The following is a 26,932-nucleotide window of genomic DNA, read 5'->3' on the forward strand; positions in this document are numbered from 1 at the left end:
TCAGCATCTCCTTCGGCATCGCCTTCGTCGCCGGCAGAAACCGCGTGCCAAGGCCTGCCACAGGAAACACCGCCTTGCGGATCCGGCGGGGCGCAGCGGCCTTGGCGCCGGCGTGAGGAGAGACAGGGGTTACGGTCATGATGCTTGCGTCAAACTCCAGCTGAGACGGCGCGTGGTGATCCCGCCGTTCACATGGCTTGCAAATGGGGCGAAACCTGAACCATTCAGTGGCTCGCCCGGGTTCTTCGCCGCGCAATTGTAGGCCTTCGACCGGTCATGGCAATCCGCGGCACATCCTGATCCTAGAACTCCTTCTTTAATCTTATGCTTATGAGCGCGGGTGATGGGTGCAGGCGACGATTCCGCGTGGCTCCAGCCAGCCTCCCGGTTGCCGCGCCGAACCGGCGGAGCTATGGAGGGGTGATGAGTGAAACCGGGCGGCCATGACAGGCGTCGCCTGGCGACGTGTGATTGGAAGGGGCTATGGCGCCCCGGAATGAGGCCCATGACCCAGTCTCCTCTTCACGTGGTTGAAATTGGCCAGAGACCGGCAGGACAGATATCGACGGCGCCGGTGCTGATCGGCAATGCCCTGCCGCTTGCCGTCATTGCCGGCCCCTGCCAGCTGGAAAGCCGCCAGCATGCCCTGGAAACGGCGCACGCCCTGAAGGAGATCGCGACCCGCCTCGGAATAGGGCTCGTCTACAAGACCTCCTTCGACAAGGCCAACCGCAGCAGCGCCAATGCCGCGCGTGGGGTCGGGCTTGCCGATGCCCTGCCGATCTTCGCTGAAATCCGCAGTGTGGTCGGCCTGCCGGTGCTCACGGACGTGCACGATATCGGGCAGTGTGCCCCGGTTGCCGAGGCGGTCGATGTTCTCCAGATCCCCGCTTTTCTCTGCCGGCAGACTGATCTGCTGCTGGCCGCCGCTGCCACCGGACGGGTGGTCAATGTCAAGAAGGGGCAGTTTCTTGCGCCCTGGGACATGAAGAATGTGGTCGCCAAGCTCACCGGAGCCGGCAATCCGCAGGTCCTCTTGACCGAGCGCGGCGTATCCTTCGGCTACAACACGCTGGTGTCGGACATGCGCGCCCTGCCGATCATGGCGCAAACCGGCGCGCCCGTGGTCTTCGACGCGACCCATTCCGTGCAGCAGCCCGGCGGCAAGGGCGACAGCTCCGGGGGGGAACGGGAGTTCGTTCCCGTTCTGGCGCGGGCGGCCGTGGCCGTGGGCGTCGCGGCCGTCTTCATCGAGACGCATCCCGACCCGGACCGGGCGCCATGCGATGGCCCCAATATGGTTCCACTGAGCGCGTTCGAGGACCTGGTGAGCACGCTCATGGCCTTCGACCGTCTGGCGAAGGGCGGTTTGGCGAAGGGTGGTTCGGCGGAGGGCGCTCTCGCGGCTGCCACGAAAGGACAACAGACGTGAACCCGATCGTCGTCATTCCCGCACGCCGCGCCGCAACCCGGCTCCCGGGCAAGCCCCTGGCGGATATTGCCGGCGAGCCCATGATCGTGCACGTCTGGCGCCGTGCCATCGAGGCTGATGTCGGGCCGGTTCTGGTCGCGACCGACGATGATGAGATCGCCGATGCGATCCGCGCCGTCGGCGGCGAGGCGGTTCTGACGCGCTCCGACCATCCCTCCGGGTCCGATCGTGTCTTCGAAGCGATCTCGCTGCGGGATCCGGATCAGCATTACGACGTCATCGTCAACATCCAGGGTGATCTGCCGACGGTCGCCCGTGATACGATCCGTGATGCGATGGCACCCCTCGCCGATGCGGATGTGGCCATCGGCACGCCGGTGGTGGAGATCACCCTCGAGGAGGAGAAGACGGCGCCGAGCGTCGTCAAGATGATCGGGTCGCCGATCGCCGCGCGGCGCTTCCGGGCGCTCTATTTCACGCGTGCCACGGCCCCGTGGGGCGAGGGGCCCCTGTACCACCACATCGGCCTCTATGTCTGGCGCCGGCAGGCGCTGGCGCGCTTCATCGCCTTGCCGCCGTCGCCCCTCGAGCTGCGCGAGAAGCTGGAGCAGCTGCGCGCCATCGAAGCCGGCATGCGCATCGATGCCGTCGAAGTCGATGCCGTACCGTTGGGCGTTGACACGCAGGCCGACCTGGAACGGGCGCGCCGCATCTTCGCGGCAACGGCGGGAGAACGGTGATGGCGGAGTTGTCTGTCGTAACCTCGACCAGCCAAGAGGCCGGCGATGATGTCATCGATGTCGCACGGCGTACGCTGCGTCTGGAGATGGACGGGCTCGCGGCGATTGAAAACGCCTTGGCGGGCGAGACGGGCGAGCGCCTGCGCGCGGCGATCGCGCTCATCCACCGGAGCGCTGGCCGTGTGATCGTGACCGGCATCGGCAAGTCCGGCCATATCGGCCGCAAGATTGCCGCGACGCTCGCGTCCACCGGGACGGCCGCCTATTTCGTGCATGCCGCGGAGGCGAGCCACGGCGATCTCGGCATGATCCACGAGACCGATGTGGTGCTGGTCCTGTCCTGGTCCGGCGAGACGGCGGAACTGTCCGACATCATCGATTACACCCATCGCTTCAAGGTGCCGCTGATCGCCATTACGTCGCGCGAGGACAGCACCCTGGCGCGGGCCGCCGATATCGCCCTGGTGCTACCGGCCATGCCGGAAGCCTGCCCCAACGGCCAGGCGCCCACCACCTCGACCCTGATGCAACTGGCCGTCGGTGACATGCTGGCCACCTGCCTCTTGTCGAACCGCGGTTTCTCCGCCGATGATTTCCGCCGTTACCACCCCGGCGGCAAGCTTGGCGCGCGCCTGAAGCGCGCACGGGACGTGATGGTGCAGGGGGAGGCCATGCCTCTCGTTGCCGATGTCGCGAGCCTGTCGCAGGCGGTGCTCACCATGTCGTCGAAGCGGCTGGGGGTGACCGGCGTGGTCAATGCGCAAGGCGACCTCGTGGGGCTCATCACGGACGGCGATCTGCGCCGCGCCTTCAGGAACGGTTTCACCGACTGCCCGGTGGCCGATGTCATGACGCGCACGCCGATCACGGTGACGGGCGACATGCTGGCCCAAGAGGTGCTCGCCCTCATGAATTCCGCAAGCATCACCGTCCTCTTCGTGATGGACGGCAAGCGCCCGGCGGGTGTCATCCATATTCACGAACTCCTGCGCATCGGCGTGGTCTGAGACCACGCGACAGGTCTTTGCTTTTACGCATTGTCTCGACGCGAACCGGTATCCGCGTCGCTCCGGCATGTCCGGGACAGGCCATAGAACCCGCACAGCTGGTCGACCACGGTGTCCAGGCTGAACATGGCGTGGACATGCGCCGGGGCCTGGAGCCGTGCCCTGGCCTGCCAGGCGGGATCGCGCAGGATGCGGATGACGGCATCGGCGTAATCCGCCGGGGATTGCGCCTTGATCGCAAAGCCGCTCTCGCCTTGGGCGATCGCCTCCGCCACGCCCCCGACATCGGTTGCCACGACCGGTACGCCGAAATGTTGCGCTTCGATGATGGCATTGGGGATGCCCTCGCGCTCCGATGTCAGCAGCTTGATGTCCATCGCGCGATACCAGTCGCCGACATTCGCGACCCGGCCGGGCAGGTGCAGGCGGTGACCGAACCCGTGCGCTGTCGCGAAGGCCGCCACGGTCTCCGTCATGTCGCCGTCGCCGATGATCAGGAAATGGGCGTCGGGCGCCGCCTGCAGGATGAGGCGCGCGGCCTCGGCCCACCACAGCGGGCGCTTCACCGGCTGCAGGCGGAACGCGCCGCCGATCACGGGCGCGGCCGGGTCGGCGATGCCGAGCGTCTCGCGCAGGGCGACATTCCGGCCCTGCTCCGGACCCAGCGCGGCAAAGTCGACCGCATTGTAGATCACGCGGAAGCGACTGGCGTCTGGCCAGCCAAGCCATTCCTGGTCCGTATGGCAGCCGGCCTGCGAATTGTTCAGGATCACGAAGTCGGGCCGTTCCAGAAGCCGGCGATAGCAGTGCCGCATCGGGCGGAAGTGGGTGGCGGTCTGGTGGCCGGTCTGCGCCCAGTAATCCGGCGAGAGCGAGCCGCGATGGATGAAGAAGCGCGGGACGCCCGCGATGTGGCACGCGAGTGCGGCGGCATGCATGTCCTGCCAAATATGGACCGCTTGCGGGCGGTGATCCCACAGCGCCCGACAGAGCCTGATGATCTCCTCGCGCATGTTGTGGGGCATGAGCGCGATGGCCCGGGCGAGGTGAGGGCGGTTCGCAAGCTCCGGCAGCACTGTCGCGATCGTGCTCGGCTGCGCCCAGTCGCGCCCATAGACGTGATGCGCGACCGGTAGCGCCTTCACGCTGTCGTAGAAGAAGTCATCGCCCGGCTTGAGATGCACCGAGCGGACGAGCAGCGTCAATCGCGCGATGCGCGGTTCGCCAAGAAGGCGCCGGACCATCGTCTGGGTCTGGCGCTCGCCCCCGCCCTGGCCGAGTGAGCCGGCCACCATGACGACATGGCCTCTTCGCGGCCGATAGCGGACGGGGCGTGCAGCCACTTCAGTCATGATGACGTCGACGAGGCACTCGGGGTAGCGCAATGGGTGCGGGGCGGATTTGCAGAAGCGTGCGATTGCCTGCAAGTGCTCCCGCCGCCGTGCGTAAAGCCCGTCATTGCTGGCCGGATCCGCCAGGGCGAAGGCTTCCAGCGCCTCGCCGTAGAGATGGTCGCGCATCAGGACAAGCGCGCGCTCGGCATGGAGGTCGAGCGGAGGGCAGGCGGTTCCGCCGGAACAACGCAGTGCGGCGTCGAGGTGGCTGAGGGCGGCGCGGCCGTCGTTGCGGGCGAGCGCACAACTCGCGGCGATCCACGACGCGAGGGGACCGGGCGGTTGATCGGCCAGGTAAAGTTCGATCGCCTCCAGGGTCGAGGCGTCACCCGTCTGCTGGGCGCGTTGAACGAGATGGCGCACGCCCGCGATGACGGCACTGCGTTCGCCTCCGGCCCGCGCCGCGGGCGTCGCGTCATCCGCGAGCCACGACCCGATCTCCCGGGCGAGGGCGTGATCATCGCCGGCAGCGCGCAGCGCGGCAAGGAGGCCACGTCGATTGGCCGTCCCTGCCTCGCGGCAGAGCGCCTTCCGCCACCAGTCGACGGCCTCGCGGTGACGGCCACCGTTACCGAGAAGGAGCGCGGCCAGCGCTGCACCCTGCGCCTCCTCGGCATAGCCCGGCAGGAGCAGCGAGACGAGGCGTAGGGCGGTCGCGGGGTCGCCGGGAGCGGGCGGTGGCCGGGACGTGAGCTCTGCCAGAAGGGTTATGATCGCGTCGACGCGCCCGTCCTCGGCGATCTGCCTGAAAAGGCGGAGCATGAGGCGGTCGTGCCGGGCGAAGAGCTGTGCGGCTCGCCGCTCGAGGTCTTCACGCATTGCGATGTCGCTGTGCTCGAGCCGGCCGAGCCATGTGAGGAGTGGGGGCCCGTGCAGCGCGACGAGGTCCCTTGCCTCCTCGGTGGGAAGGGTCGCGCGGGCAGCCTCCAGTGCCACGAGCAGGGCAGAGTGATCCTGCGCGCGGGCTGCGGCGTGGACATCCAGCAGGGTGTCATCCAACCGTTGGGGCACCTCCGCAGGCGCGACCGTCAGATCCCGGCTCGACGACCGTGCGGCCGATGAGGATCGGGCAGACGGCGCGTGGAGGGTTGCTGAGCGTGCCGGCACAAGCTCGGCTGACGTGAACGCGGCACGCACGGGCTCGGATGGCATGGACCCGGCTGGCATGGACCCGGCTGGCATGGGCATCCGCGTCGGCGGGGCGGCGTCCCAGGGGAGCTCATGAGGCGGAACGTCGGCTGATCGACGCGTCGCCTGATCCTCCCGCTGCAGCAGGCTTCGGATCTGCGCCAGGCAGTGCCTGGCTTCGGTGTCGCGAGGCAGGCTGCGCCTCAGGCTTTCCCAGATCGGCCGGGCGGCGCGGTGATCGCCGCGGTCCATGAGCAGGCGCGCCTGCCGGCGCAGGAGCGTGACATGTCCGGGCCATCCGGTGGTTAGCGTTGCTGGGGGTGGCGCATCGGGCAGGCGCGGCGGAACCGTTGCATGCATGGCGCGAGCCCCATTCGGTTCAGACCGTTGCGCGCGAGCGGGATTGACGCCTGCCGCAGCGCAGGTCCAGGCGATCTCGCCCAGGGCAACCTCCGGCTCACGTCGAGCAACTCCGTCTTTGCGGACTTGCTCCGCTCAAAAATTATCTAGCAAATTCATCGACTTATATGGTGTCACGCGATTCCATCTAAGTCGGATTTGCTCTAGGCTCGGTGCGCATGCGTGCATCCGCGTGATTGTCCCGCCCGGTCGCGAGGAACTGGCTGCGCATGGCCTGGGCTTCCACATGGTCGGGCGTCTCGGCGAGGATCGCGCCAATTATCGGCCCGGCTTCCGGAAAGCGGCCCGAGCGGACATAGCACCGTGCCAGTTGCAGCCGGCACATCGGCCCCCTGGCGGGATCGATCACGGCAAGCGCGTTCCAGGCCGGGATCGCGAGGTCATACTGGCGCCGTGCCATGGCTGCGCGGCCGGTCAGCAGATGGACTTCGGCATCATCGGGCCGCAGCGCGCGTGTCGCCGCGCTGATCGCCAGGATCGCGTCCCAGTCGGACGCCTTGAAGGCGGCGCGCATGGCCTGGAGCAGTCGGCGGCCGACATGGTCGGTCCGGCGGATGAGATCGGGATCGTCCGGTGCGAATGTCTGCGCGAGCTTGAGGGCCTCGACTGCCTGGGTCAGGTCTCCGGCATCGACGAGCCGGCGCACATGGTCGAGCATGCGCCGGGGCGCCTGCTCCAGCATCTCCCGCGCCTCGGCATTGTCGGGGCTGAGCGCCAGGACACGGTGCCATTGCGAGAGCGCCGCGCCAGGGCTGTCGCTGCGATCCAGTGCGCGGGCGAGCTGGATCTGGGCCTCCACCAGCTGTGGGCTGGCCGCGACGACGGTCTGCCAGGCTGGCACAGCTGAGGCCCAATCGCGCTGCCGCATCAGCAGTCTGCCGAGCTGGATATGGCTGTCGAGATCGCTGCCGTCGAGCTGCACGAGCCTCCGGAAAGCGCCGAGCGCGGCGTTCCAATCCTCCGACCGCAAGGCGTCCTGGGCCGCGATCTGAAGGATGCGCCGGATGCGCGTGCGGCCACGCTGGGCAGAGACGTCATCGGGGTCCGCAAGGAGAATGGCGGTATGATCCTGGAAGGCTTCGTCGAGATGGCCGTTCCGCTCCTGTGCGACCGCACGGGCGGCGAGCGCTTGCAAGGCCTCCTGCAAGGCCTCCTGCGGGGCCTCCTGTAGGCCCTCCTGCAGGCCGTGCTGGATCGCCGGGGCGCGACCTGCGTCGGTTCCCGGCTCTCCCTCCAGCACGGTGCGGGCCATGATAGCGATGCCGCGATGATGGCGGGCCTGACACATCGCCTCGAACCGGCGCCGGCCGGCGGCCGGGTCCTCCTTTGCCAGGGCCTTGAAAAAGGAGGCTGCCGCCTCGCATTGGCCCCGCTCGAGCGCGAGCTGGCCGAGGAGGTCGGCGTTGAGCGGCGTGCGCGGTGACAGCCCTGCGAGCCGGCTCCCGGCTTCATCGGCGCCGGCGACGTCGCCGCTGCGCAAGCGGGCACGGGCGAGCTGGAACTGGGCTTCCGGCCAGTCGGGGCGCCCCTGCGCGACGACAGCCCAGGCTGCCGCCGCGGCGGGCCATTGCCTCTCGGCGTTGCAAGCGCGGGCGCGAAGCAACTGGCCCTCGAGATTGGAGGGCGCCAAGGCCACGAGCCGGCGAGTCCAGCGGTCGAGATCCCGCCAGTTCCGTGTGGCGTAGCTGACGCGGCAAAGGCCGAGCAAGGGCGCTTCGGCGCGTGGCTCGGCCGTATGGGCCAGCACGAAGGCTGCCTCCGCCTCACGATAGGATTGTTCATGAAGCAAACGCTGGCCGGCGCAAAGCGCACCCTCGGCCCTGGTCGAGAGCAGGTCCATGATGCCCATAAGAATTCCTCAAAATATAGTATTTGACGATCAGGAAAACTGATATTCTCTTATGCGGCCTGTCTCGAAGGCCCTATACGAACTACAGTTGCCTGAAATCATAATATACATGAGAGTTTTATGCGTATGGCAATTGCTATGCTGGAGATAAGCATGCATATTGCAGGGATTGCAGCAACCTTTTTTAGAGACGTCTTTTTCGATTTTTGAGGAATATTCATCAAAGGCTGTATTGATTTGATGTATACAATCACGGATTGTAGGCCTGATGGCGCTCTCCCGCGGGTCGCGGCGGCGCACGTCCTACGCGCGCAACAGAGGGTTGTGGCGTCTGGCGCGCCGGCAACCGAACGGGCCAGCGGTGCGGCCGCTTCGCTGGCCGCGGGCATTGCTTGTTTTCGCAAGGGCGACCTGCCGGCTGCGCATGTCCATTTCCGGGCGGCTGGCCGGCTGCGGCCGGATCATCCCGACGGGCCGCGCTGGTTGGCTCGCACGCTGCGCGGCCTCTCTCGCCAGGCCGAAGCCGTCGCCGCGTGGCTACGCGTGCTTTCTATCCTGCCAGAGGACTTCGAGGCCCTCTTGCGATGTGGCGAGGCCGGCGTCCAGGGCGCAGCTGGAGCGGACCATCCGCCAGGCATCATAAGTCTGGCTGATGCAGAAACCTGTCTCCTGCGGGCTGCTGCCCTGCGGCCGGCAGACGTGCGTCCGCTGCGTCTTCTTGCACAGCACTACTTGTGGTCGGGCCGGCTTGATGCTGCGCGGCAACTCCTGTGCGAGGCGCTGGTCGGCGCGCCCCGCGCGGTCGCGCTCTGGCAGCTCGTTCTGGAGCTCATCGGCGCCTGCTACGGACCGGGGCTGAAGAGCCGTGTCCTGCGCCGGATGTGGCAGCGCTTCGCCGGCGCTCCCGACCGCACGGATCGGCTGTTCCTTGCCGATGTGCTCGCCGCCACAGGTGCTGTGGAGCGAGCGCGCCGGCTCCTCGAACCTTTGGTGGGGCAGGGAGCAGCAGCGGAGCAAGGCTCGGCCGCCGGGCAGGGCGCGGCACGGGCGCAGGTGCTCCAGCGCCTGGGCCTGCTCGCATTGGCGCAGGGCCAGGTTGCGCTGGCTTCCAGCTACGCCCGCAGGCCGGAGGCGCCCGACGCGCTGATCGACGCGGTCGCCGCCTGTGCCGCCCACCAGCGCCTCCACCATGCGGGTGGCGGCTTGTCTCATCCGTCCAGCCCGAACCTGCTCCCTCATGAACTGCCTACCCACGACTGGATCAGCAGTTGGCTTGCGGGGATCGACCGGATCAGGCGGTCGCGACGGCCGCTGGCCTATGAGGCGCGGCCGGGCGCGATCCTCCATGTCCTGAACTCGCTTGGCGCGGGCGGAACCGAGCGGCAATGCGCCTTGCTCGCGGGGCAGCAGAAGGCGCAAGGGCGGGAGGTCGAGGTGATCTGCACGGATCCGCGGCGCGGCGGCCGTGGTGCGTTCTTTCGTAACGGGCTGCGGCAAGCTGGCGTCCGGGTCGCGACCCTCGCCGATTACGCGGCCGTGGCAGCGGGCGTCACACACAAGGTCCCGCTGTTGGCCGAGCCGCCGGAGCCGGTGCGCGGGCTGGTCAATCTGCGCGAGATCGCCCATCTCGCGGCTGCCATCATGGAATTGCGGCCCGAGGTCGTGCAGGCCTGGACCCCACAGGCCGCTGCGCATGCGGCGCTGGCGGGGATCATTGCGGGTGTGCCGCGTGTCGTTATGCGCGGCGGCAGTATCGCTCCCGGGCGTCGTGACGGTGACGATGAGGGGGAGCGCGCGCGCCATGCGGTGATGCGCCGGCTGCTGCGGGCCGCACTCGCCGATCGCAGCGTTATCCTCGCCAATAACAGCAGCCGTAACCTCGCGGACTGGCTGGACTGGCTCGGGCTCGAAGCCGACGTGTTGGGTGCGCGGGCCATCACGGTACCCAACGGCATTGACGCCGACTGGCTGCGGGGTCCCGGCCTGGGACGTGTGTGCCCGGGAAGTATGTTCCCTGGACATGGGCGCCCTGGATTTGGGAGCGCTCTGCATCGCCGCTACGGCATCGCGCCGGACGCCATCGTCATAGGCGGCGTCATGCGGCTGGAGCGCGAGAAGGATCCTGAGCTCTGGCTGGAGGTGGTGGCCCGGCTCTGTGGGCGGCATCCCGCCCTGCATGGCCTCCTGATCGGCTGCGGGCGACTGCGCCCGCTGCTGGAGGCAGAGGTTCATCGGCGTGGCCTCGCCGGGCGGATCACGCTTGCCGGAATGGTCGCCGGGGATCTCGCGGATCACTACGATAGGCTCGCCGTCTTGCTGCTGACGTCGCATTTCGAAGGGCTGCCGAACGTTCTCATCGAGGCGCAGGCGCGGGGCGTGCCCGTGGTGGCGCCGGACGTCGGCGGCGTGGCGGAGGCGATGCAGGCCGGGGAAACCGGCCTTCTCGTTTCCTGCCGCGAGCCTCGGGATCTCGCCGCTGCCGTCACCACCCTGCTCGGGGACGAGGCGCGCCGGCTCGCCATGGGCTCGGCAGGCCGGAACTTTGCGGCGCGCTTCGCACCCGAGGCCGTTACGGCGCGATGGGAGGCGGTATACGGCCGGTCCTCCGCATGACCGGCGAAATCGACATTCTCGACGACGCGGACTTTTCGTCGCAGGCCCCGGCAGGTCAACCCAAGGCTATGCAATCCCTGGTGGTACGCTGGGCCCTCGATGGCGCACGCGTCGCCGGCACGATCGCGGGCATGTCCGGCGCGGCCGTGATCCTGGCCGTCTATGACGGCGAGTCCTTGCTGGGCCGCGTGCGCGTCGCCGCCCAGGATGGATGCCCCACGCCATGGCAGTTCTTCCTGCCGATGCCGCTGATCGATGGCGCCCGGCACCCCATTCATCTGCGCCTGCCCGACGGCCGGGCCGTCCCCGGCGCGGATGGCGCGGAGGTTTCGGTCTTCCGGCAGACGCTGCGCAGCACCATCGACACCTGCGCCGACGGCCTCATCACCGGTTGGGTCTATGACGTCGCTTTCCCCGGCAGAAGCGTCGAGATCGGGCTCTATGACGGCGACAGCCTGATCGCGACGGCTGAGGCCGCCGTCGCCCGCCCCGATGTGAATGCCCATTTCGGCATTCCCGGCGACCACGGCTTTGCGATTGTCCTGCCGCGGCGCCTGTTCGACGGGCGCGAGCACGCCCTGCGGCTCAGGGCCGGCGACACCGTGCTGATGAGCGCCGGCGATGCGGTGCTGCCGACGCGGCTGTCCCCGCCACGCGGCGGTGCGGCCGCCCGGTCCGCCCCGTCGTTCGCCGGGCGGATCGAGAAGGCCGATTGTCATGGGATCCGCGGTTGGGCGGCCGATCTCGGCGAGCCCGGCCGTCCAGTCGCGATCGCGATCGTCATCGACGGGCTCGCGGAGATGGTGGTGACGGCGGACGCGTATCGGCCGGATCTTGTCGTCGTGACAGGCTCGGGTTTTCATGGCTTCGCGGTCGCCTTGCCGGCACGCCTGATGAACGGCGCCATGCGTGAGGTCGAGGTTCGCTGCATCGCCGACGGGACGCCACTGACGTTGTCCGATGGGGCCATTGTGACGATTGTTGATTTCCCGCTGGTCGATCTCCTTGGTCGGGCCGAGCCGGTCCGGCCCGCGCCTTACTGTCCAGCCATCGACCACCGGACACGGATCGTTCCCGCCACCCCGCCCTGGCGGAAGCGCAGGCGTCCCCGCGTCAGCATGATCGTTCTGAACTGGAATGGCGCGGCCCTTTTGGACCGCCTGTTGACGTCGATCGTCGCCACCGGACAGGGGGAAGGGCTTGAGGTGATCGTGGTCGATCATGCCTCCGATGACGGCAGCCAGGCCGTGGCGGCGCGCTTCACCGGGGCGCTTGCCCTCACGGTCATCGCCCGTGATGCAAACTACTCCTTCTCCGCCTCCAATAACCTGGCTGCCGATTGGGCGCGTGGGGATTTCCTGTTTTTCGTCAACAACGACATCACGTTTCTGGAACCTTGCGTCCGCCGGTTGGCCGCCTGGCTCGAGGCCGATTCCACGGTCGGCGCGGTGGGCATGCGGCTGTGGGAGCAGCGGCCGGCCGGTGAGCGATGGCGGCAGCGGGTGCATCACGACGGCATCCAGATTGAGGTGGTGGAAGTTGATGGGGAAGGCGCCCTCTACCGGCCGGTCGAGGTCTCGAAAGAGGGAGAGCCGTCGGTGGGCGCCTGCGGCATACCGGCGGTGACGGCGGCCGCGATGATGGTGCGCCGCAGTGATTTCCAGGCCATCGGCGGCTTTGACGAAAGCTATGTCTATGGCCAGGAGGATGTTGATCTCTGCCTGCGGCTGCGTGGCATGCTGGGCGGCAGTGTCATCTGCGACTCCGGTGTGGCGGCGTTGCATGGGCGAGGCGCGACACGCGGCACCCCACGCCGGGACGCGCCGGAGCCGATGGCGGCGGTGCTCGATCGCCAGGCCGGCAACCGGAACCTGCTCGCGTCGCGTTTCGCCCCCCGTCTGCGGCGCATGGCGCTCGATACGCTCATCGGGGGCGGCATGCCCTGGCGGGTCGCGCCGTTGCGGGTCGTTTTCATCGTCACCGAGGCGAGCGAAACGGCAACGGCCGGGGACGTCTTCACGGCGAGGGAATTCGGGGCGGCCTTGCGCGCTCAGTTCGGCTGGGAGGTATTGTTCGCCGGCTATCGAACGCTGGATCTCGCCCGTGCCGATATCGTCGTCGTCATGCGCCACGACGTCGATCTCCGGGGGTGGCGCGGGGCCAATCCCGGGCTCATCGCCGTCGCCTGGGTGAGGAACCGCGTCGATGAATGGCTGGCGAGCCCGTCCTTCGCCGCCTACCACGTCGTGCTGGCATCCTCGCGCAAGGCGTGCGCGGCGATTGTCGCGCAGACCGGCCGTGATGTGACCCTGCTGCCGATCGCCGCCAATGCCGCGCGCTTTGATCCCGGCCGGGAGCCATTGGCCAGACGGTCCGACATCGTCTTCACCGGCAACAACTGGGGCGCGGCGCGCACGGCGCTCGACCAGATCGACCTCGACCGTTTTGGTCCCTCCCTCGCCATCTTCGGCCATGGCTGGAAAGGGCATCCCCGCTGGGGCGCCTATTGGCAGGGGGCTCTGGCCTATGATGAGGTCGCCCGCGCCTATGCGGGGGCCCGCATCGTGATTGACGACGGCCATCCCGTGGCGCGCGATTGGGCCTCCTTGAACTCCCGCGTCTTTGATGCGTCGGCCGCAGGCGCGCTGGTCATCACCAATTGCGTCGAAGGGGCCGCGGAGATGTTCGACGGTCTTTTGCCCTCTTTCACGACGCGGCGGCAGCTCAATGACCTTCTCGCGCGCTATCTCGGGGCGGAGAATGAGCGCCGCGCGCTGGTGGCCCGCCTGCGCGGCCATGTCTTGCGCGCGCATCGCTATGAGCACCGCGCGCCTGTCCTGCGCACCGCGCTGAGCGCAGCCTCGCGGTGCTATCGCGTCGCCATCAAGATTGCCGTGCCGGATCCGGCGCGGCGCGACAACTGGGGCGACTGGCATTTCGCGACCGGACTGCGCAAGGCGCTGGAGCGCTTGGGGTGTCAGGTGCGCATCGATTGCCTGGCCGACTGGTCGTCCGGGGTCACGGCAGGCGATGACGTGAATCTCGTGCTGCGCGGGCTGTCACGCTACCGGCCCGTGCCCGGCACGGTGAACCTGATGTGGCTCATCAGCCATCCCGACGCGGTCGACGACGACGAGATCGCCGGCTTCGACCATGTGTTCGTCGCCTCGGAACCCTATGCCGACAAGCTCGCCACGCGTCATGGCGGCCGCGTGTCCGCCTTGTTGCAATGCACGGATCCCGAGATCTTCCACCCGGCACTCGCCCCCGTCGCGGATCTGCCCGAGGCCCTGTTCGTCGGCAATTCGCGGGGCGTTGAACGCCCGATGCTGCGTGATGCCCTTGCCGCCGGCATCGATTGTGCCGTGATCGGGGAGGGCTGGGATGCTCTGCTGCCGGCTGGACGGCTGCTGGCGCCGCACATCCCGAACCGCGAGTTGTTCCGCTACTACGCCGCGGGCAGCATTCTCCTCGCCGACCATTGGCCGGATATGGCCCGTGAGGGCTTTCTGGCCAACCGCTTGTTCGACGCCGCCGCCTGTGGTGCGACGATCGTCAGCGACGCGGTCGCGGGGCTGGACAGGGTCTTCGGCGAGGCCATCCCCGTCTGCACCGGGCCGGATGATCTGGCCGCCGTCCTCGCAACGCTCCGAGCCGATCCGGTGGCGCGCAAGGCACGCGCCGCGGGGCTGCAGGAGATGGTGCGCGACCGGCATAGTTTCGACAGGCGCGCGCTTCATATCCTCGACGTCATCCGCGAGCGGCTGGCGCCGCTGTGAGTATCTGTGATCGCGGGAGGTGACTGGCCGTGTTCCCGCCAGAACGCCCGCAGCTGGCAGTTCTTCTAGAGGTTGAAGTAGTCACGGTACCAGGCGACGAAACGCTGGACGCCGACGGTGACCGGTGTCGCCGGGCGGAAGCCGGTGATGCGTTCGAGCAGGCTCGTATCCGCGAAGGTGGCCGGCACATCGCCCGGCTGCATCGGCATATAGTTGCGGATTGCGGGCCGCCCGATCGCCTGTTCGATGGCCTCGATGAAGTCGAGCAGCCTGACCGGCGCGCCATTGCCGATATTGACGACGCGATAGGGCGCGAGAGGGCTGAGCCCGAGCTCCGCTGCGTCCTCGGGGAAGGCGCGCGGATCCTGCGGGATCGCCTCCGCGAGGAGCACGATGGCCTGCGCGAGATCGTCGATATAGGTGAAGTCGCGTGCCATATCGCCGTTGTTGTAGATATCGATCGGGGTGCCTTCGACGATCCCCTTGGTGAACTTGAACAACGCCATGTCCGGCCGGCCCCACGGACCATAGACCGTGAAGAAGCGGAAGGCGGTGGTCGGGATGTCCCAGAGATGCGCATAGGAATGTGCCATCACCTCGGTCGCCTTCTTGCTGGCCGCATAGAGCGTCAGCGGATGATCGGACGGGTCGCTCTCGACAAAGGGCATTTTCGTGTTGCCGCCATAGACCGAGCTCGTCGAGGCGATGAGGAAATGGCGGGGCGGCGCGCGGCGCACGCATTCCATGAGATTGAAGGTGCCGACGAGATTCGTCTCGACATAGGCGCGGGGGTTCGCCAGGCTGTAGCGCACGCCCGCCTGGGCCGCGAGATGGATCACCATGTCGGGCTTGGCCGCCTCATAGACCGCGCCCAGCGCCGCCTCGTCCTCCAGCATCAGTTCATGGGCGGAAAAGCCCGGCGATTGCAGCAGGATGGCATGGCGACGCCGCTTCAGCGCCACGTCATAATAGGCCGTCATGCCATCGATGCCGATGACCTCATGGCCGGCGGCGACGAGCTTTTTCGCCACGTGGAAGCCGATGAAGCCGGCCGTTCCTGTCACCAGAACACGCATGCGACGATCTCCCGGCGTCAGGCCTTGACGATATGGGGCGCGGTCAAGCCGGCCCGTGCGCAGGCGTTGCGCGTGTCGATGACGAGCCGGGCATTGTCGGCCACCAGCTTATAGTCGACGTCGTCATGGTCCGTCGCGATCAGCACGGCGTCGAAAGAAGCGATCGCCGCGCCGGTCAAGGCCACGCGCGGCCGGCCCTGATAGTGGGGATATTCGCGCATCGGCGGGATCGCGGCCACGTGAGGATCGTGGAAATCCACGCGCGCACCCCTGTGCTCCAGAAGCTCGATGAGCTTGAAGGCCGGGCTCTCGCGGACGTCGTCCACGTTCTTCTTGTAGGCGAGGCCGAGGAGGAGGATTGTCGCGCCGTTGAGGCCACGGCCGGTCGCGGCATCGAGGGCGCGCGCCAGCCGCTCCACCACATAATGCGGCATGGCCGTGTTGATCTCGCCGGCCAGTTCGATGAAGCGCGTCGACGTCTCGAATTCGCGCGCCTTCCAGGTGAGGTAGAAGGGGTCGATCGGGATGCAATGGCCGCCGAGACCGGGGCCGGGATAGAAGGGCATATAGCCGAAGGGCTTGGTCTTGGCCGCCTCGATCACCTCCCAGATGTCGACCCCCATCCGCTCGTAGACGACCTTCAACTCGTTGACGAGGGCGATATTGACGGCGCGGAAGATATTCTCCGTGAGCTTCACGGCCTCGGCGGTCCGCGTGGAGGAGACCTTCACCGTGCCGGCGACGATGGCGCCATAGAGCGCATCGGCGCGTGCGAGCGCCACCGGCCCATCGCCGCCCACCACCTTGGGGATGGAGCGGGTGGTGAAGGCCGGGTTTCCCGGGTCCTCGCGCTCCGGCGAATAGGCGAGGAAGAAGTCCTCGCCGCTCTTCAGCCCGGTGCGCTCGAGAATGGGCTTCATCACCTCCTCGGTCGTGCCTGGCCAGGTGGTCGATTCCAGGACGACGAGATGGCCGCGCCGGAGATGGGGGACGATCGCTTCCGTGGTGCGGATGACATAGGTGAGGTCGGGGGCGCGATGCGCCGTCAACGGCGTCGGCACGCAGATGATGATGGCGTCGACCGTTCTGAGAGCGGCGAAGTCGGTCGTTGCGTCGAGACGCCCGGCGGCCGTCGCAGCGCGCAGGTCAGCCTCGCCGATATGCTTGATATAGCTGCGGCCGGCCCTCAGACTTTCGACCTTGCCGGCATCGACATCGAAGCCGACGACGCGATAGCCGGCCGCCGCGGCGGCGAGCGCCAGCGGCAGGCCGACATAGCCGAGGCCGATGATGCCGATGACCTTGTCGATGGGCCCGTCGTTGTCGATCCTGCCGTCGTTCATCACGCGTTCTACCTCTGCGCCGCGGGCGATGCGTATGGCGTGCGACTATCCAACTGCGCCCGCCACCTTATGCCTGCACCTGCGCTTGTATCGAGACGGGCGAGCGCCGCCAAGCACCTTGTCGGCCGAGCGGTTCGTTGCAAAGCGCCTTGTCGGCTAAGCGGCTCACCGCTCCCGCATCGTGGTGGCCAGGCGGCGGGTCAGAGGTTCCAGGAGATAGGAGAGGGGGGTTCGCTCGCCGGTGACGATGAAGACTTCGGCCGGCAGGCCAGCCCGAAGTTTTCCGGCGATCGACCGAGGGATCTTGTCTGGATCCACCTCGACCTCCGCGGCAAAGTAGCTGCGGCCGCTCGCGTCGTCCAGAAGGCTGTCGTTTGAAAGGCTGCGCAGGCGTCCGAAGATCGCGGCACCATCGGCCTGGAAGGTCGGAAACTGGATTTCCGCCTTCAGGCCCATGGTCACCACCCCCATGTCGCGCGGATCGATCCGGGCCTGCACGACCAAGGGCTCGTCGACCGGGGCGATATCGAGCAGGGCTTCGCCGGGCTTGATAACGGCTCCGAGCGTTGTGACCTTGAGGCTCTGGACGACGCCCGACTGTGGCGCGCGGATCGACAGGCGCTCGGCCACATCACGCCCAACCGCCTCGATCAGGTCGAGCTCCGCCTGCCGGATGACCTGCGCATTCTGGGCCATGGCGGCCGCTGTCTGGCCGATGACCCCCTCGGTTTCCGCGCGCTGACGCTCCAGGGTGGTAATGCGCGGCCACTGCACCAGGCCGCGGCTATAGAGCCGGCGCAGGGCCGGCAATTCCCGGTCGAGCCAGTGTAGTTGCTTGAGCGCGGCGCGATGGGCCTGTTCTGAACCTGCACGCTGCTCCTGCGCCTGGCGCAAGCGCGCGGCCAGGGACGCCCGCTGGCTGGCGAAGCGCGCGGTGGCCTCCTCCAGCGCATGGCGTTGGTCTTCCATGGCCTGGCGCACGATCGGCACCATGCCGCGGTCGGCGACTTCCGGGGGAAAGGCGATGGTGTCGCCGTCGCGCTCGGCCACGAGCCGCGCCTCCTCTGCAAGCGCTGCGGCGCGCTGATTGAGGATGGTATCGAGCGTGGCCGCGGCCTGGGTCTTGTCGAGGCTGAGCAGCAACTGGCCCTGGGTGATGCTGTCGCCATCCCGGACATGGATGGCCCTGACGATGCCCCCCTCCAGATGCTGAACCGTCTTACGCCGCGACTCGACCGCGACGACACCTGGCGCGATTGCTGCTCCGTCGAGGCGCGCCAGAGCGGCCCAGGCTCCGCCGCCGCCGAGCGCGACAGCAAGGATGGTGAAGCCCAGCCTTGCCGGGCGCCGCCAGTCGAGGTCACTGGGTGAGGCGGGGGCGGGCGAGGGAGGGAGGACAGCATCGGCGTCGGCGCGTTCCCGGCTCCGCCCGGCAAGAACGCCGCGTCCGGCAAGAGCTCCATGCCCGGCAAGAGCATTATGCCCGGAAAGAGCATCATGCCCGGCAGGGGTTCCATGCCCGGCAAGAGCGCCGCGACGCTCGATCCGACCGCTCTTCTGTCCCGGTTTGACATAGCGGGCCAGTTCCGCGACCTCCGCAATGCCCTGGAGCCGGGCAAGTTCCTGCAGAAGTTGCAGAGCGTTGCGCGGCCCCTCATCATCGGCACGCGCGCGGCCGGGCGCAACGGTGCCCATCGCGGAGAGCTGCGCGGCGGGGACGCGGCCTGTCCTCATGAGCGGGCCACCATGCGGATGCGACTCTTGCGCGCTGGGGGCTCAGGGCGGCTGAGCCGCGCGAGGACATCATCCCGCGCGCCGAACTGGACCAGCGTGCCTTTGCCCAACACGGCTATCGTCGTTGCGGAGGCCAGGAGCTGGGCCTTGTGGGTGATGAGGACGACAGTCACGTTCTGCGCCTTGAGCGCTGCGATCGTCTCTGCCAGGGCGACCTCGCCGGCGCTGTCGAGATGCGCATTGGGCTCGTCGAGGACGACAAGCGCCGGATGGCCGTAGAGGGCGCGGGCGAGTGCGATCAATTGGCGCTGTCCGGCGGGCAGACAGGCGCCATTTTCGCCGACGACCGTCGCATAGCCATCCGGCAGGGTCTGGATGGCGTCGTGCACCCCGGCAAGCCGGGCGGCTGATATGACACCGTCGTCGTCACGGGAGCCAAACCGCTGGATATTTTCGGCGACCGTACCCGTCATCAGGGCGATGTCCTGCGGGAGATAGCCGATATGGGCGCCGAGCGCGTCGCCCCGCCAATGGCTGTAGTCGGCGCCGTCGATCCTGACATGGCCGAGGGTGGGCGGCCATATATTCACGAGCACCCGCGCCAGCGCGGACTTGCCCGCGCCGCTGGGGCCGACAACGGCCAGGACCGTACCGGCATCGACCGCGAAGGACAGATTGCGAAGAAGAACCTGGCGCGTGCCGGGCGCCGACAGGGTGAGCCCCTCCACCCGGATCTGTCCGTGCGGACGCGGCAGCGTCAATCCAGGCGACGCGCGCTGCGCGGTCATCAACAGGGCGTCGAGCCGGCCATAGGCAAGGCGCGCGGTCTGATAGCCGCGCCATTGGTGAATGGCCTTGCGCGCCGGTTCGGTCGCATGGCGACCGATCAGCATGGCCGCATAGATCGCGGCCGGCGAAATCTTGCCCTGCAGGGCAAGCGCGGTCGCTGCGGCCGGCACCAGGAAGGACGATGCAGCCATGATGAACTGGGACAGGAATACGAGCGGCCCAGCGCGCTCGCCGGCGTGGATATGATGGATGAGCGCCTGCTCGTGCACCCTGTGCCAGGACCGCGCCGCGGTCATTCCCATGCCCATGGCCTGGACAGCCTCGCAGGCACCGAGCGAGCGGCGCGCGATGCCGGAGGCGATCGCCTCGGCCTCGGCCGACATGCGCAGATCCGCGGCCATTGTCTTCCGGGTGGCGACCGCGAGCAGCAGCATCGCCGCGAGCGTGGCCATCGCGATGCCGCCGAGGACGGGATGGAGGATAAAGAGCGCCAGCAGGAACAGCGGCGACCAGGAGAGGGTGCATAGCGTTGTCAGCCCGCCGTTGACCCAGAACCCGCGCAATGTATCGAGATCGCGCAGGGGGCCGGCATTGCGGCCCTCCCCATGGCTCGCCGCCGCACCTTGAAGCGCCGCAAAAAGACTGGCCGCGACGGTGCGGTTGAAATGAAGCCCAAGCCGCTCGAGGAGGCTCTCCCGCGTCCGCCCGATGGCCGCCTCGACCAGGAGCAGGAACAGGGCGACCGCCGTGAGGGCGATCAGCGTGTTCATGTTGCGGCTCGGCAAGACCCGCTCATAGACATTCATCATGTAGAGCGGAGCCGTCAGCCCAATGAGGCTGGTGGCGCTCGTCAGCAGAACCACGGCGATGATGCCCGGCCGTAGCGGCGCGAGCGCCGCGGCGAGCGGCATGACGGCGCCACCGGAATGTGGAGCGACCGCGGGCTCTCCACGCATCCCGCTGGATGGCTGGCTGCCCGGCGTGGCGGAGGGTTCGCCCCGCCGTATTGCGCGCGGTCGTGAAGGGTTGATGGCACGGTGTGGTGGACGCGAGTCGAATGGCAATGACGGTCTCGCAATAGATTTCGCTCCGCCGCATGCCGTGCTCCGCGCGAAGGCTCGGCGAACGTCTGAACGGATGCAATTCGAGAGACGTCGCCGATTGCCCGCATCCAGCAACAGGCGAACGTTATCAGCCTGGGAAAGACCAGTGGGAAACGGCGAACTTATGAACGGATAGCGTGAATGAAAAGATGACAGGCAGCAAGGCTGCCGACGCATTGAAAGCAAGTACCAAACATACAAACTGACTTCACGTTGCAAGTCGAGTGCTTTTTTTGACGCGGCATTGTTTTCACGCGCGAGGCGCCGTTGCTGCGCAGAGCGTCAGCGGGGAAGGCCCAAGAAGGTGGTTGACAAGCGATCAGGATATGCCGTTATTCTACGGTAATTGATTGCCATCAGGTCATTGTTCGCTCCAAAAGCCGTCGGCCCTCGCTCGATGCCGTCCTTTAATGTCTGCATAAAAAATGGCTGATCTGGGTAACGCGTTCTGGTTGTCCTGTCGTTGATACGTAACGCGGCGAGTGCTGGTTTCCGGGTTTTGGTCTGCAATGGCGCGGTATTGGTTCGGTGAACTCATCGTCTCTTTTATTTCATTGTCGAGGTGAATAGTTCAGGAATTTTCATTGTTACTGGCAATTGTTCGTTGCGGTTGAGACGCCATGAACGTGCACAGCTCCCTTTAATTCAGCCTTTCCAAGGCTTCTTTCAGCTTTATCCATTCGGTTCGGCGATGGCGGCCAAATCCGTCGGTCGACCAATCCGACGTCGATATTCAGCATTTTAGATCATTTATCTATTGCGAATACTATATCCGTCGGGGGGCGGAATGGCGATTGACTTGAAAGAGGCGCTTGCGGGCGCCGACGAAAGCCCGGCGCGGGTCTTTTCGCGTATGCTGAAGCTGTCTCGCGGCTTGTTCACCTTGCGCTATCTTGCGGCTGAGGACGAGCAGCGGCCTCCCTGTATCGGCATTCAGACGGGTCCATACCGGGGGCAGGATGTCACGATCATCGGGGGGCCTGACGCAGAGCGGGGTTTTCTCAGCAAGCCGGGTGACGCGGCGGTGGTGGTGTCGCAGGGCGATGCGATCATCGTGGTCACCACATTCGTGGGCGAGCATGCGCGATCCGATGGCGTGAAGCTGAAGCTCGATCAGATCGACCGACTGACGCCGCGCGACGGTGAATTGCTGCGGACAGCCGTCCCCGGCCGGGGCGGGGAGGCTGGCCTGGACAGGGGAGTGCCCATTTTCCTGTCGGGCTATATCGCGGGGATCGGCCCCTTGTCTCTCAAGGCCGGACAGCGACTGGGGGAGGCGCGCTCCGGCCATACCATCGAGGGGTTCGCCATCCATTGGCCGCGCCGGCCTGTGGGCGTTGATCTCGCCTATGGCTGCAGCGCGTCGGCCGGAAGTGCGACGGACGAGACGCTGACCGGCGATTTCGCGGGGTCGCGCGGGGCAGGCGGAGCCATCGGGAGCCTGTTCATCCGTCTCGTCGGCAAACAGGCAGGGCGGTATTCGCTCAATGCGGAGGCGTCGTTCGCCGATGGAAGCCGCGTCGTCTCGTCGACGCAGGCGCTTGTTGCGCGGGCGGGTGACGGCGCCGCACCTCTGGTTGCGCTGTCTGTCGCAGTCCGCAGGCCGCGGCAACTCACCGGGGTCATGCCCCCGTCCTGGGAGCAAGAGGCGAGTTCTGGGCAGGAGGCGAGTTCTGGGCAAGAAGAGAACTCTGGGCAAGAAGAGAGTTGGGAGCAACAGCCGAGCTTGGAGCCGTCGGCCGCTCCGAACGCCATCATGGACACGTCGCAATCGGGCGATCTGCGTGCGCGGCGGGCCGTCGGCATCCGGCCGGGACGAATTCGCCTCTTTCGCGGCATGCAACGTCTGTCCACCCCCGAGGCCGCTGAGTGAAAGGGGAGAGGGCGGGAAGCCGCCGCTGCGCCGCATAGGACGGACGATCGGCCGTTGCCATGATCGGCGTCGTGATCGGCCGTTGCCGCGAGTCCATCTGCTGCGGACGTGCTCAATTCAAGAACAGATGAGGCAATTCACAGCATTGGATGGTATCAGACGCTTCATTCAGGCTGAAACGCTCCGGACGTCAGATGTGATAGACGAAAGCGTCCATCTCGCCGTGGGTCAGGTCTTGCATTTGGTCGAGCGTGTAATTGTCGAGCACGCCGGATATCGCCTCACGTACATCGAGCATGAGGAGGCGCACGGCGCAGCGCTTTTCGTCAGGGCAATCGTCGCACGGGCGATAGGCGGTGCGGCTGGCGCACTGGATGGGGGCGAGCGGCCCGTCGAGCACGCGGATGACGTCGCCGATATAGATCTCCTCTGGCGGCTTGGCGAGCATATAGCCGCCGCCTTTGCCCTTCTTGCTGTGCAGGTAGCCGGCATTGCGCAATTCGCCGAGAATTGCGTCGAGGAACTTCTTCGGAATGGTGTTGGCTTCGGCAATATCTGCGACGAGCGCAGACTGGCCGCGCTGCAGCTTGGCGAGGTGGACGATCGCCTTTAGCCCGTATTTGCCTTTTTTGGTCAGCATTCCCTGTCAATCCCTAGAGCAAATCCGGCTTCGCTGAATCAGCTGATTCAACACAAGTCAATGAATTTGCTCGTCTACTTCTATGCGGAGCAAGGCCGCAACAGATGGATTTGCTCGCGCGGGCCCCATCTGCCGGAATTGCACATTTGAATCGTCCCATAGCACAGATAGGATCGCTTCGCCTATCGGCGTAGCGTAAGCGCCGTCGGCGCTCCGACTGCCCGGAGATCTCTTTCCATTCGGCCCAGAAGCGCGCAATGGCCGCTGCAGGACATGTCCGGGGCCGGAGCTGGCCTGTTCCGCCGCGGGTGTTCCGCGCGAGCGCCTGCGCGATCGGGTTGAATCACAAGGAGAACGTGAATGGCTGCAATCGTGATCAAGCCGCTGACGCCGCAGGAGGTCGAAGAGCGCCTCGCGCGGGACTTGCCGGGCTGGCGCCTGGTGGATGGGGAACTCCGACGGCGTTTTGCCACCCACGGCTGGAAGGGCTCGCTGATGGTTGCCAATGCGATTGGTCATCTCGCGGAGGTCGCCTGGCATCACCCGGATCTGGTCGTGTCGTACGGCGGTGTCGAGGTGCGCCTATCGACGCATTCCCCGAAGGGTATCACGGCGCGCGATTTTGCGCTGGCCGCGCAGATCGATGCCGTCGTGCTCTGGCAGCCGGCGCGCGACGGCATTCTTGAGGGGACGCCGGAAGATCCCGGCGCCGCCTATCTCAAGGACAAGGCCTGAGCGGTCCCTTGCGGGGAGGCGCTTGTCTAAAGGAACTGGCTGGCTTTGGCAGGCTCCGCGAAGGGATCGATGCCGCAGTCGGCCTGGATGTCGGCGCGGAGTGCTTCCATCAAGGCGATCGTTCGCGCATCACGCCGGATGTCGCCGCCATCGAGGGCGGTGATCGGACAGAGCAATCTCAGGCTGTTGGTGGCGAAGGCCGCGTCGGCCGTCTCCAGGGCGGCGACTGTAAGGCTTTGCTCGCGCACGGCAAGGCCGGCCTCGGTTGCCGCGGCGAGCACGACCTGACGCGTGATCCCGGGCAGCACGCCGTCTTCTATGGGCGGTGTGACGAGCGCCTCGCCGAAAAGCGCGAAGACATTGCCGGCGCTGGTTGCGGCCACCGCGCCCGATGTATTCATGAGCAGGGCATCGTCGCAGCCGTGGCGTACGGCGTCCTCGAGCGCGAGCACATTGTCGAGATAGGAGAGCGACTTGATCCGCGAGAGCGGCGAGAATTCGTTGCGGCGAATGGCGGTCAGATGGAGCCGCACCGGCTGGAAGGCCATGGCCGGCTGCCAGGGCGCGAGCGTGGCGAAGACGCTGGGCGAGGGATGGGGCGGCAGCTTCAGGCCGCGCGGACCGGCGCCTCGCGTGACGGTGACCCGGATGGCGGCAAGCCCGGTGAGCTCGCGGCTGGCAGCGGCATAGGCGGACAAGGCCAGGATGGCCTCCTCCGGACGCGCGTCGATCGGCATGCCGATGGCTGCGGCGCTGCGCTTGAGCCGCGCGAGGTGATCGGCGAGGCGCCACGGCCGGCCGGCCACCACCAGGACGGTCTCGAACAGCCCGTCGGCCAGAAGGAGGCCGCGGTCGCCGGCGGCCAGCGTGAGCATGCCGCTCTCATGGAGCGCGCCATCGTGCCACAGCATGGTCAATGGCTCCCGTTCGCGTTTCCGTTCTCATCTCCGTTCTCATGCGCGCCGCTCTGTTGCGCGCCGCTCTCATGCGCAGGGCGCGTGAGGGCGAGGAAGTTGCGCAGGATGGCATGGCCATGCGGTGTCAGGATCGATTCCGGGTGGAACTGGATGCCGTAGGTCGGCGCCGTCCGGTGCGTCAGGGCCATGATTTCGCCCTCCGGCGAGCGCGCGCTGACGAGAAGCGGTCCCGGCCCGTCCAGTTCCACGACAAGCGCGTGATATCGACCGGCCTGGAGCGGCGTCGGCAGTCCGGTGAACAGACCGCGCCGGTCATGCAGGATGTCGGAGGCCCGGCCATGCATCGGGTGCCGCGCCCGGGATATCTGGCCGCCGAGCGCCGCACCGATGCATTGATGTCCAAGGCAGATCCCGAGGATCGGCACGACGCCGTTGAGCTCACGCACGAGATCGAGCGATATGCCCGCCTCCGCCGGCGTGCAGGGCCCGGGCGAGATGACGATGGCCTCGGGGGCCAGCGCCCTCACGTCGCCGACGGTGACGGCGTCGTTGCGCAGGACCGTCGTCTCCGCGCCCAGTTCCTGCAGATAGCGCGCCACGTTGAAGACGAAGGAATCGTAGTTGTCGATCACGATGATCATCGGCGCGCCTCGTCCCTTTCGGCAAAGGCTGCCGGCTCGGCAAAGGCTGCGAAGATGCGCTCGGCTTTCGCCAGGCTCTCGGCATATTCGGCGGCCGGGTCGGACAGGGCCGTAATGCCGCCGCCGGCGTGGACCAGCGCCTCGCCCTCGCCCAGCATCACCGTGCGGATGAGGATGTTGAGGTCCGCCTCGCCGTTGAAGCCGAGAAAGCCGATGGATCCGCAGTAGGCCTCGCGGGCCTCGCGCTCGATCTCCGCGATGATCTCCATGGCGCGGATCTTGGGCGCGCCGGTCACGGAACCGCCGGGGAAGGCCGCCACCAGAAGATCGGCGATCCCGCGGCCCGGCATGAGCTGGCCGGTCACCACGGATACGAGATGATGCACGGACGCATAGGTCTCGAGGCCGCAGACGACAGGCGTCGCCACGCTGTGCGGCCGGCAGACGCGAGAGAGGTCGTTGCGCAGGAGATCGACGATCATGATGTTCTCGGCGCGGTCCTTCTCGGACGTTGCGAGCAGGGCCCGCGCCCGCGCATCCTCGCCCGGATCCGCGCTGCGCGCGCTCGTGCCCTTGATGGGGCGGGCCTCGACACGGTCGCCGCTAAGCTTCATGAGGCGCTCGGGTGAGCTTGACGCCAGCGTGAAGCCATCGCCGGCGAGATAAGCGCCGAAAGGCGCCGGATTGGCCGCGCGCAGGCGACGATAGAACTCCCAGGGGGCGAAGTCCTCCGGGAGGGTTGCCCGGAAGCGCTGCGCGACATTGGCCTGGAAGATGTCGCCGGCGAGAATGCGCTCGATGACGGTGGCAATCGCCATCTCATAGTCGGCCTGGGTGAAATTGGAGCGCCAGGCCTCGCGCGAAACCGCAGCATTGGCGGCCGGTATCTGCCGCGGGCTGTTGGCGATCAGCGCGCCGATCGCCTCTGCCCGGGAGCGGGCGCGCATCGCGCGCGCGGCCGGATCGGTCTCCGGCCATCCCGTCGCGATGATGGAGGCGTCACCGGTTGCATGGTCGAAGGCGACGACCACGTCATAGGCATGGAGAACCGCGGCCGGCATCGGTTTGGTCCAGGGAGGGGGCACGACCGCACGCGGGCGGTATTCGAGAATTTGCCCCAGCGTATAAGCGAAATATCCCGCAAAGCCTCCCTGGAACGGCGGCAGGTCCGGCAAACGCGGGCTCGCGAAGCGTTGAAGGAGTTCGCCCAGGAGCTCGAAGGCCTTGCTCGCGGGCACATCGATGGCTTCGCCCAAATCGGGCGCCGACCAGGAGGCCTGTCCGCCCTCGATCGCGAAACGTCCGAAGGGATCCACGGCCACATAGGAATAGCGGCCAAGCGTCTCATGGCGCATGGCGCTGTCGAGGAAGGTCAGATGCCGGAGAGGGCTGAGCGCCTCGGCCACCGCCAGCGCCTCGGTTCCCGGCGGCAGCGGCGGCACATAGGCGCAAGACGCCTCCGCCTCCGCCTGGGGTGGCTGGCGCGTTTCGGCCGTTTCGCTGGTGCCTCTGCCTTGCTTCACGACATGCTCGCCCGCTTCTGGAGACCGCGTGCCGCGCTGGGATAGGCTGATGCGAGGCCCCGGAATGACGCGGTCCTTCCGTATGAAATCAGCATGCCCTAGTGGAGCGAATTTGACATTTGAGTCCCGCCTGACATCAAGCTCCAGATCAAATGTCAAATTCAAAAGCTCCACTAGAACCAATAACTTGCTAGTG

General features: G+C 67.0%; 17 protein-coding genes and 1 pseudogene. 7 read left to right on the plus strand and 11 right to left on the minus strand.

Features of this window, described 5'->3' with window-relative positions; all coding sequences use genetic code 11:
- Nucleotides 1-139, minus strand: a pseudogene (locus C7450_RS34765) (UTP--glucose-1-phosphate uridylyltransferase); the annotation flags it as partial.
- 366 nt (nt 140-505) lie between these two features.
- Here C7450_RS34765 and kdsA point away from each other — a divergent pair.
- Genes kdsA through C7450_RS27340 form a run of 3 tightly spaced genes read left to right on the plus strand, consistent with a single transcriptional unit; the run spans nt 506 to nt 3,179 of the window.
- On the plus strand, nt 506-1,432 hold the full coding sequence (kdsA, locus tag C7450_RS27330) for a 3-deoxy-8-phosphooctulonate synthase (protein WP_210206558.1): 927 nt from the start codon (nt 506-508) through the stop codon (nt 1,430-1,432).
- On the plus strand, nt 1,429-2,172 hold the full coding sequence (locus C7450_RS27335) for a 3-deoxy-manno-octulosonate cytidylyltransferase (RefSeq protein ID WP_170147473.1): 744 nt from the start codon (nt 1,429-1,431) through the stop codon (nt 2,170-2,172). Before kdsA ends, C7450_RS27335 begins: the two co-directional genes overlap by 4 nt.
- Nucleotides 2,172-3,179: a KpsF/GutQ family sugar-phosphate isomerase gene (locus tag C7450_RS27340; RefSeq protein ID WP_110377663.1), complete on the plus strand. Its 1,008-nt coding sequence runs from the start codon at nt 2,172-2,174 to the stop codon at nt 3,177-3,179. The genes C7450_RS27335 and C7450_RS27340 overlap by 1 nt, the downstream gene beginning before the upstream one ends.
- A gap of 23 nt (nt 3,180-3,202) precedes the next feature.
- On the opposite strand, the gene C7450_RS27345 is transcribed toward C7450_RS27340, so the two are convergent.
- The gene (locus C7450_RS27345) at nt 3,203-6,061 is read right to left on the minus strand and encodes a glycosyltransferase (protein ID WP_110377664.1); all 2,859 of its coding nucleotides are present in this window, start codon (nt 6,059-6,061) and stop codon (nt 3,203-3,205) included.
- A gap of 187 nt (nt 6,062-6,248) precedes the next feature.
- Nucleotides 6,249-7,970 carry a tetratricopeptide repeat protein gene (locus C7450_RS27350; protein ID WP_110377665.1) on the minus strand — a complete coding sequence of 574 codons (1,722 nt, stop codon included), beginning with the start codon at nt 7,968-7,970 and terminating at the stop codon, nt 6,249-6,251.
- 324 nt (nt 7,971-8,294) lie between these two features.
- Here C7450_RS27350 and C7450_RS27355 point away from each other — a divergent pair, with 324 nt between their 5' ends.
- Nucleotides 8,295-10,583, plus strand: a complete 2,289-nt coding sequence (locus tag C7450_RS27355) for a glycosyltransferase (protein WP_110377666.1) — start codon at nt 8,295-8,297, stop codon at nt 10,581-10,583.
- Nucleotides 10,580-14,362, plus strand: coding sequence for a glycosyltransferase family protein (locus C7450_RS27360; RefSeq protein WP_110377667.1), 3,783 nt, complete (start codon nt 10,580-10,582; stop codon nt 14,360-14,362). Before C7450_RS27355 ends, C7450_RS27360 begins: the two co-directional genes overlap by 4 nt.
- A gap of 65 nt (nt 14,363-14,427) precedes the next feature.
- Here the strand turns inward: C7450_RS27360 and C7450_RS27365 are convergent, their stop codons facing one another.
- The 4 genes from C7450_RS27365 to C7450_RS27380 all read right to left on the minus strand — a co-directional run bounded on the left by C7450_RS27365 (nt 14,428) and on the right by C7450_RS27380 (nt 20,215).
- On the minus strand, nt 14,428-15,438 hold the full coding sequence (locus C7450_RS27365) for an NAD-dependent epimerase (protein ID WP_110377668.1): 1,011 nt from the start codon (nt 15,436-15,438) through the stop codon (nt 14,428-14,430).
- Nucleotides 15,439-15,455: 17 nt separating this feature from the next.
- Entirely contained in the window at nt 15,456-16,781 is a 1,326-nt protein-coding gene (locus tag C7450_RS27370) for a nucleotide sugar dehydrogenase (protein WP_110377669.1), read from the minus strand.
- 165 nt (nt 16,782-16,946) lie between these two features.
- Entirely contained in the window at nt 16,947-18,515 is a 1,569-nt protein-coding gene (locus tag C7450_RS27375; RefSeq protein ID WP_146227560.1) for a beta-barrel domain-containing protein, read from the minus strand.
- Nucleotides 18,512-20,215, minus strand: coding sequence for a type I secretion system permease/ATPase (locus C7450_RS27380; protein ID WP_170147474.1), 1,704 nt, complete (start codon nt 20,213-20,215; stop codon nt 18,512-18,514). The genes C7450_RS27375 and C7450_RS27380 overlap by 4 nt, the downstream gene beginning before the upstream one ends.
- Nucleotides 20,216-21,194: 979 nt before the next feature.
- Here C7450_RS27380 and C7450_RS27385 point away from each other — a divergent pair.
- Nucleotides 21,195-22,280 carry a hypothetical protein gene (locus tag C7450_RS27385; RefSeq protein ID WP_110377672.1) on the plus strand — a complete coding sequence of 362 codons (1,086 nt, stop codon included), beginning with the start codon at nt 21,195-21,197 and terminating at the stop codon, nt 22,278-22,280.
- Nucleotides 22,281-22,470: 190 nt separating this feature from the next.
- On the opposite strand, the gene C7450_RS27390 is transcribed toward C7450_RS27385, so the two are convergent.
- Nucleotides 22,471-22,920 (minus strand): RrF2 family transcriptional regulator, encoded by a 450-nt coding sequence (locus tag C7450_RS27390; RefSeq protein WP_110377673.1) that lies wholly within the window; start codon nt 22,918-22,920, stop codon nt 22,471-22,473.
- A gap of 360 nt (nt 22,921-23,280) precedes the next feature.
- Between C7450_RS27390 and C7450_RS27395 the strand changes: the two genes are divergently transcribed.
- Nucleotides 23,281-23,655 (plus strand): 4a-hydroxytetrahydrobiopterin dehydratase, encoded by a 375-nt coding sequence (locus tag C7450_RS27395; protein ID WP_110377674.1) that lies wholly within the window; start codon nt 23,281-23,283, stop codon nt 23,653-23,655.
- Nucleotides 23,656-23,681: 26 nt separating this feature from the next.
- Here C7450_RS27395 and C7450_RS27400 read toward each other — a convergent pair whose 3' ends face one another.
- The 3 genes from C7450_RS27400 to pabB are packed head-to-tail and all read right to left on the minus strand — an operon-like array spanning nt 23,682 to nt 26,655.
- The gene (locus tag C7450_RS27400) at nt 23,682-24,566 is read right to left on the minus strand and encodes an aminotransferase class IV (RefSeq protein WP_110377675.1); all 885 of its coding nucleotides are present in this window, start codon (nt 24,564-24,566) and stop codon (nt 23,682-23,684) included.
- A gap of 2 nt (nt 24,567-24,568) precedes the next feature.
- Nucleotides 24,569-25,213, minus strand: coding sequence for an anthranilate synthase component II (locus C7450_RS27405; protein ID WP_110377676.1), 645 nt, complete (start codon nt 25,211-25,213; stop codon nt 24,569-24,571).
- Nucleotides 25,210-26,655, minus strand: a complete 1,446-nt coding sequence (gene pabB, locus C7450_RS27410) for an aminodeoxychorismate synthase component I (protein WP_110377781.1) — start codon at nt 26,653-26,655, stop codon at nt 25,210-25,212. Before pabB ends, C7450_RS27405 begins: the two co-directional genes overlap by 4 nt.
- Between the last annotated feature and the right edge of the window lie 277 nt (nt 26,656-26,932).

This window comes from Chelatococcus asaccharovorans (assembly GCF_003201475.1).
GTDB lineage: Bacteria > Pseudomonadota > Alphaproteobacteria > Rhizobiales > Beijerinckiaceae > Chelatococcus > Chelatococcus asaccharovorans.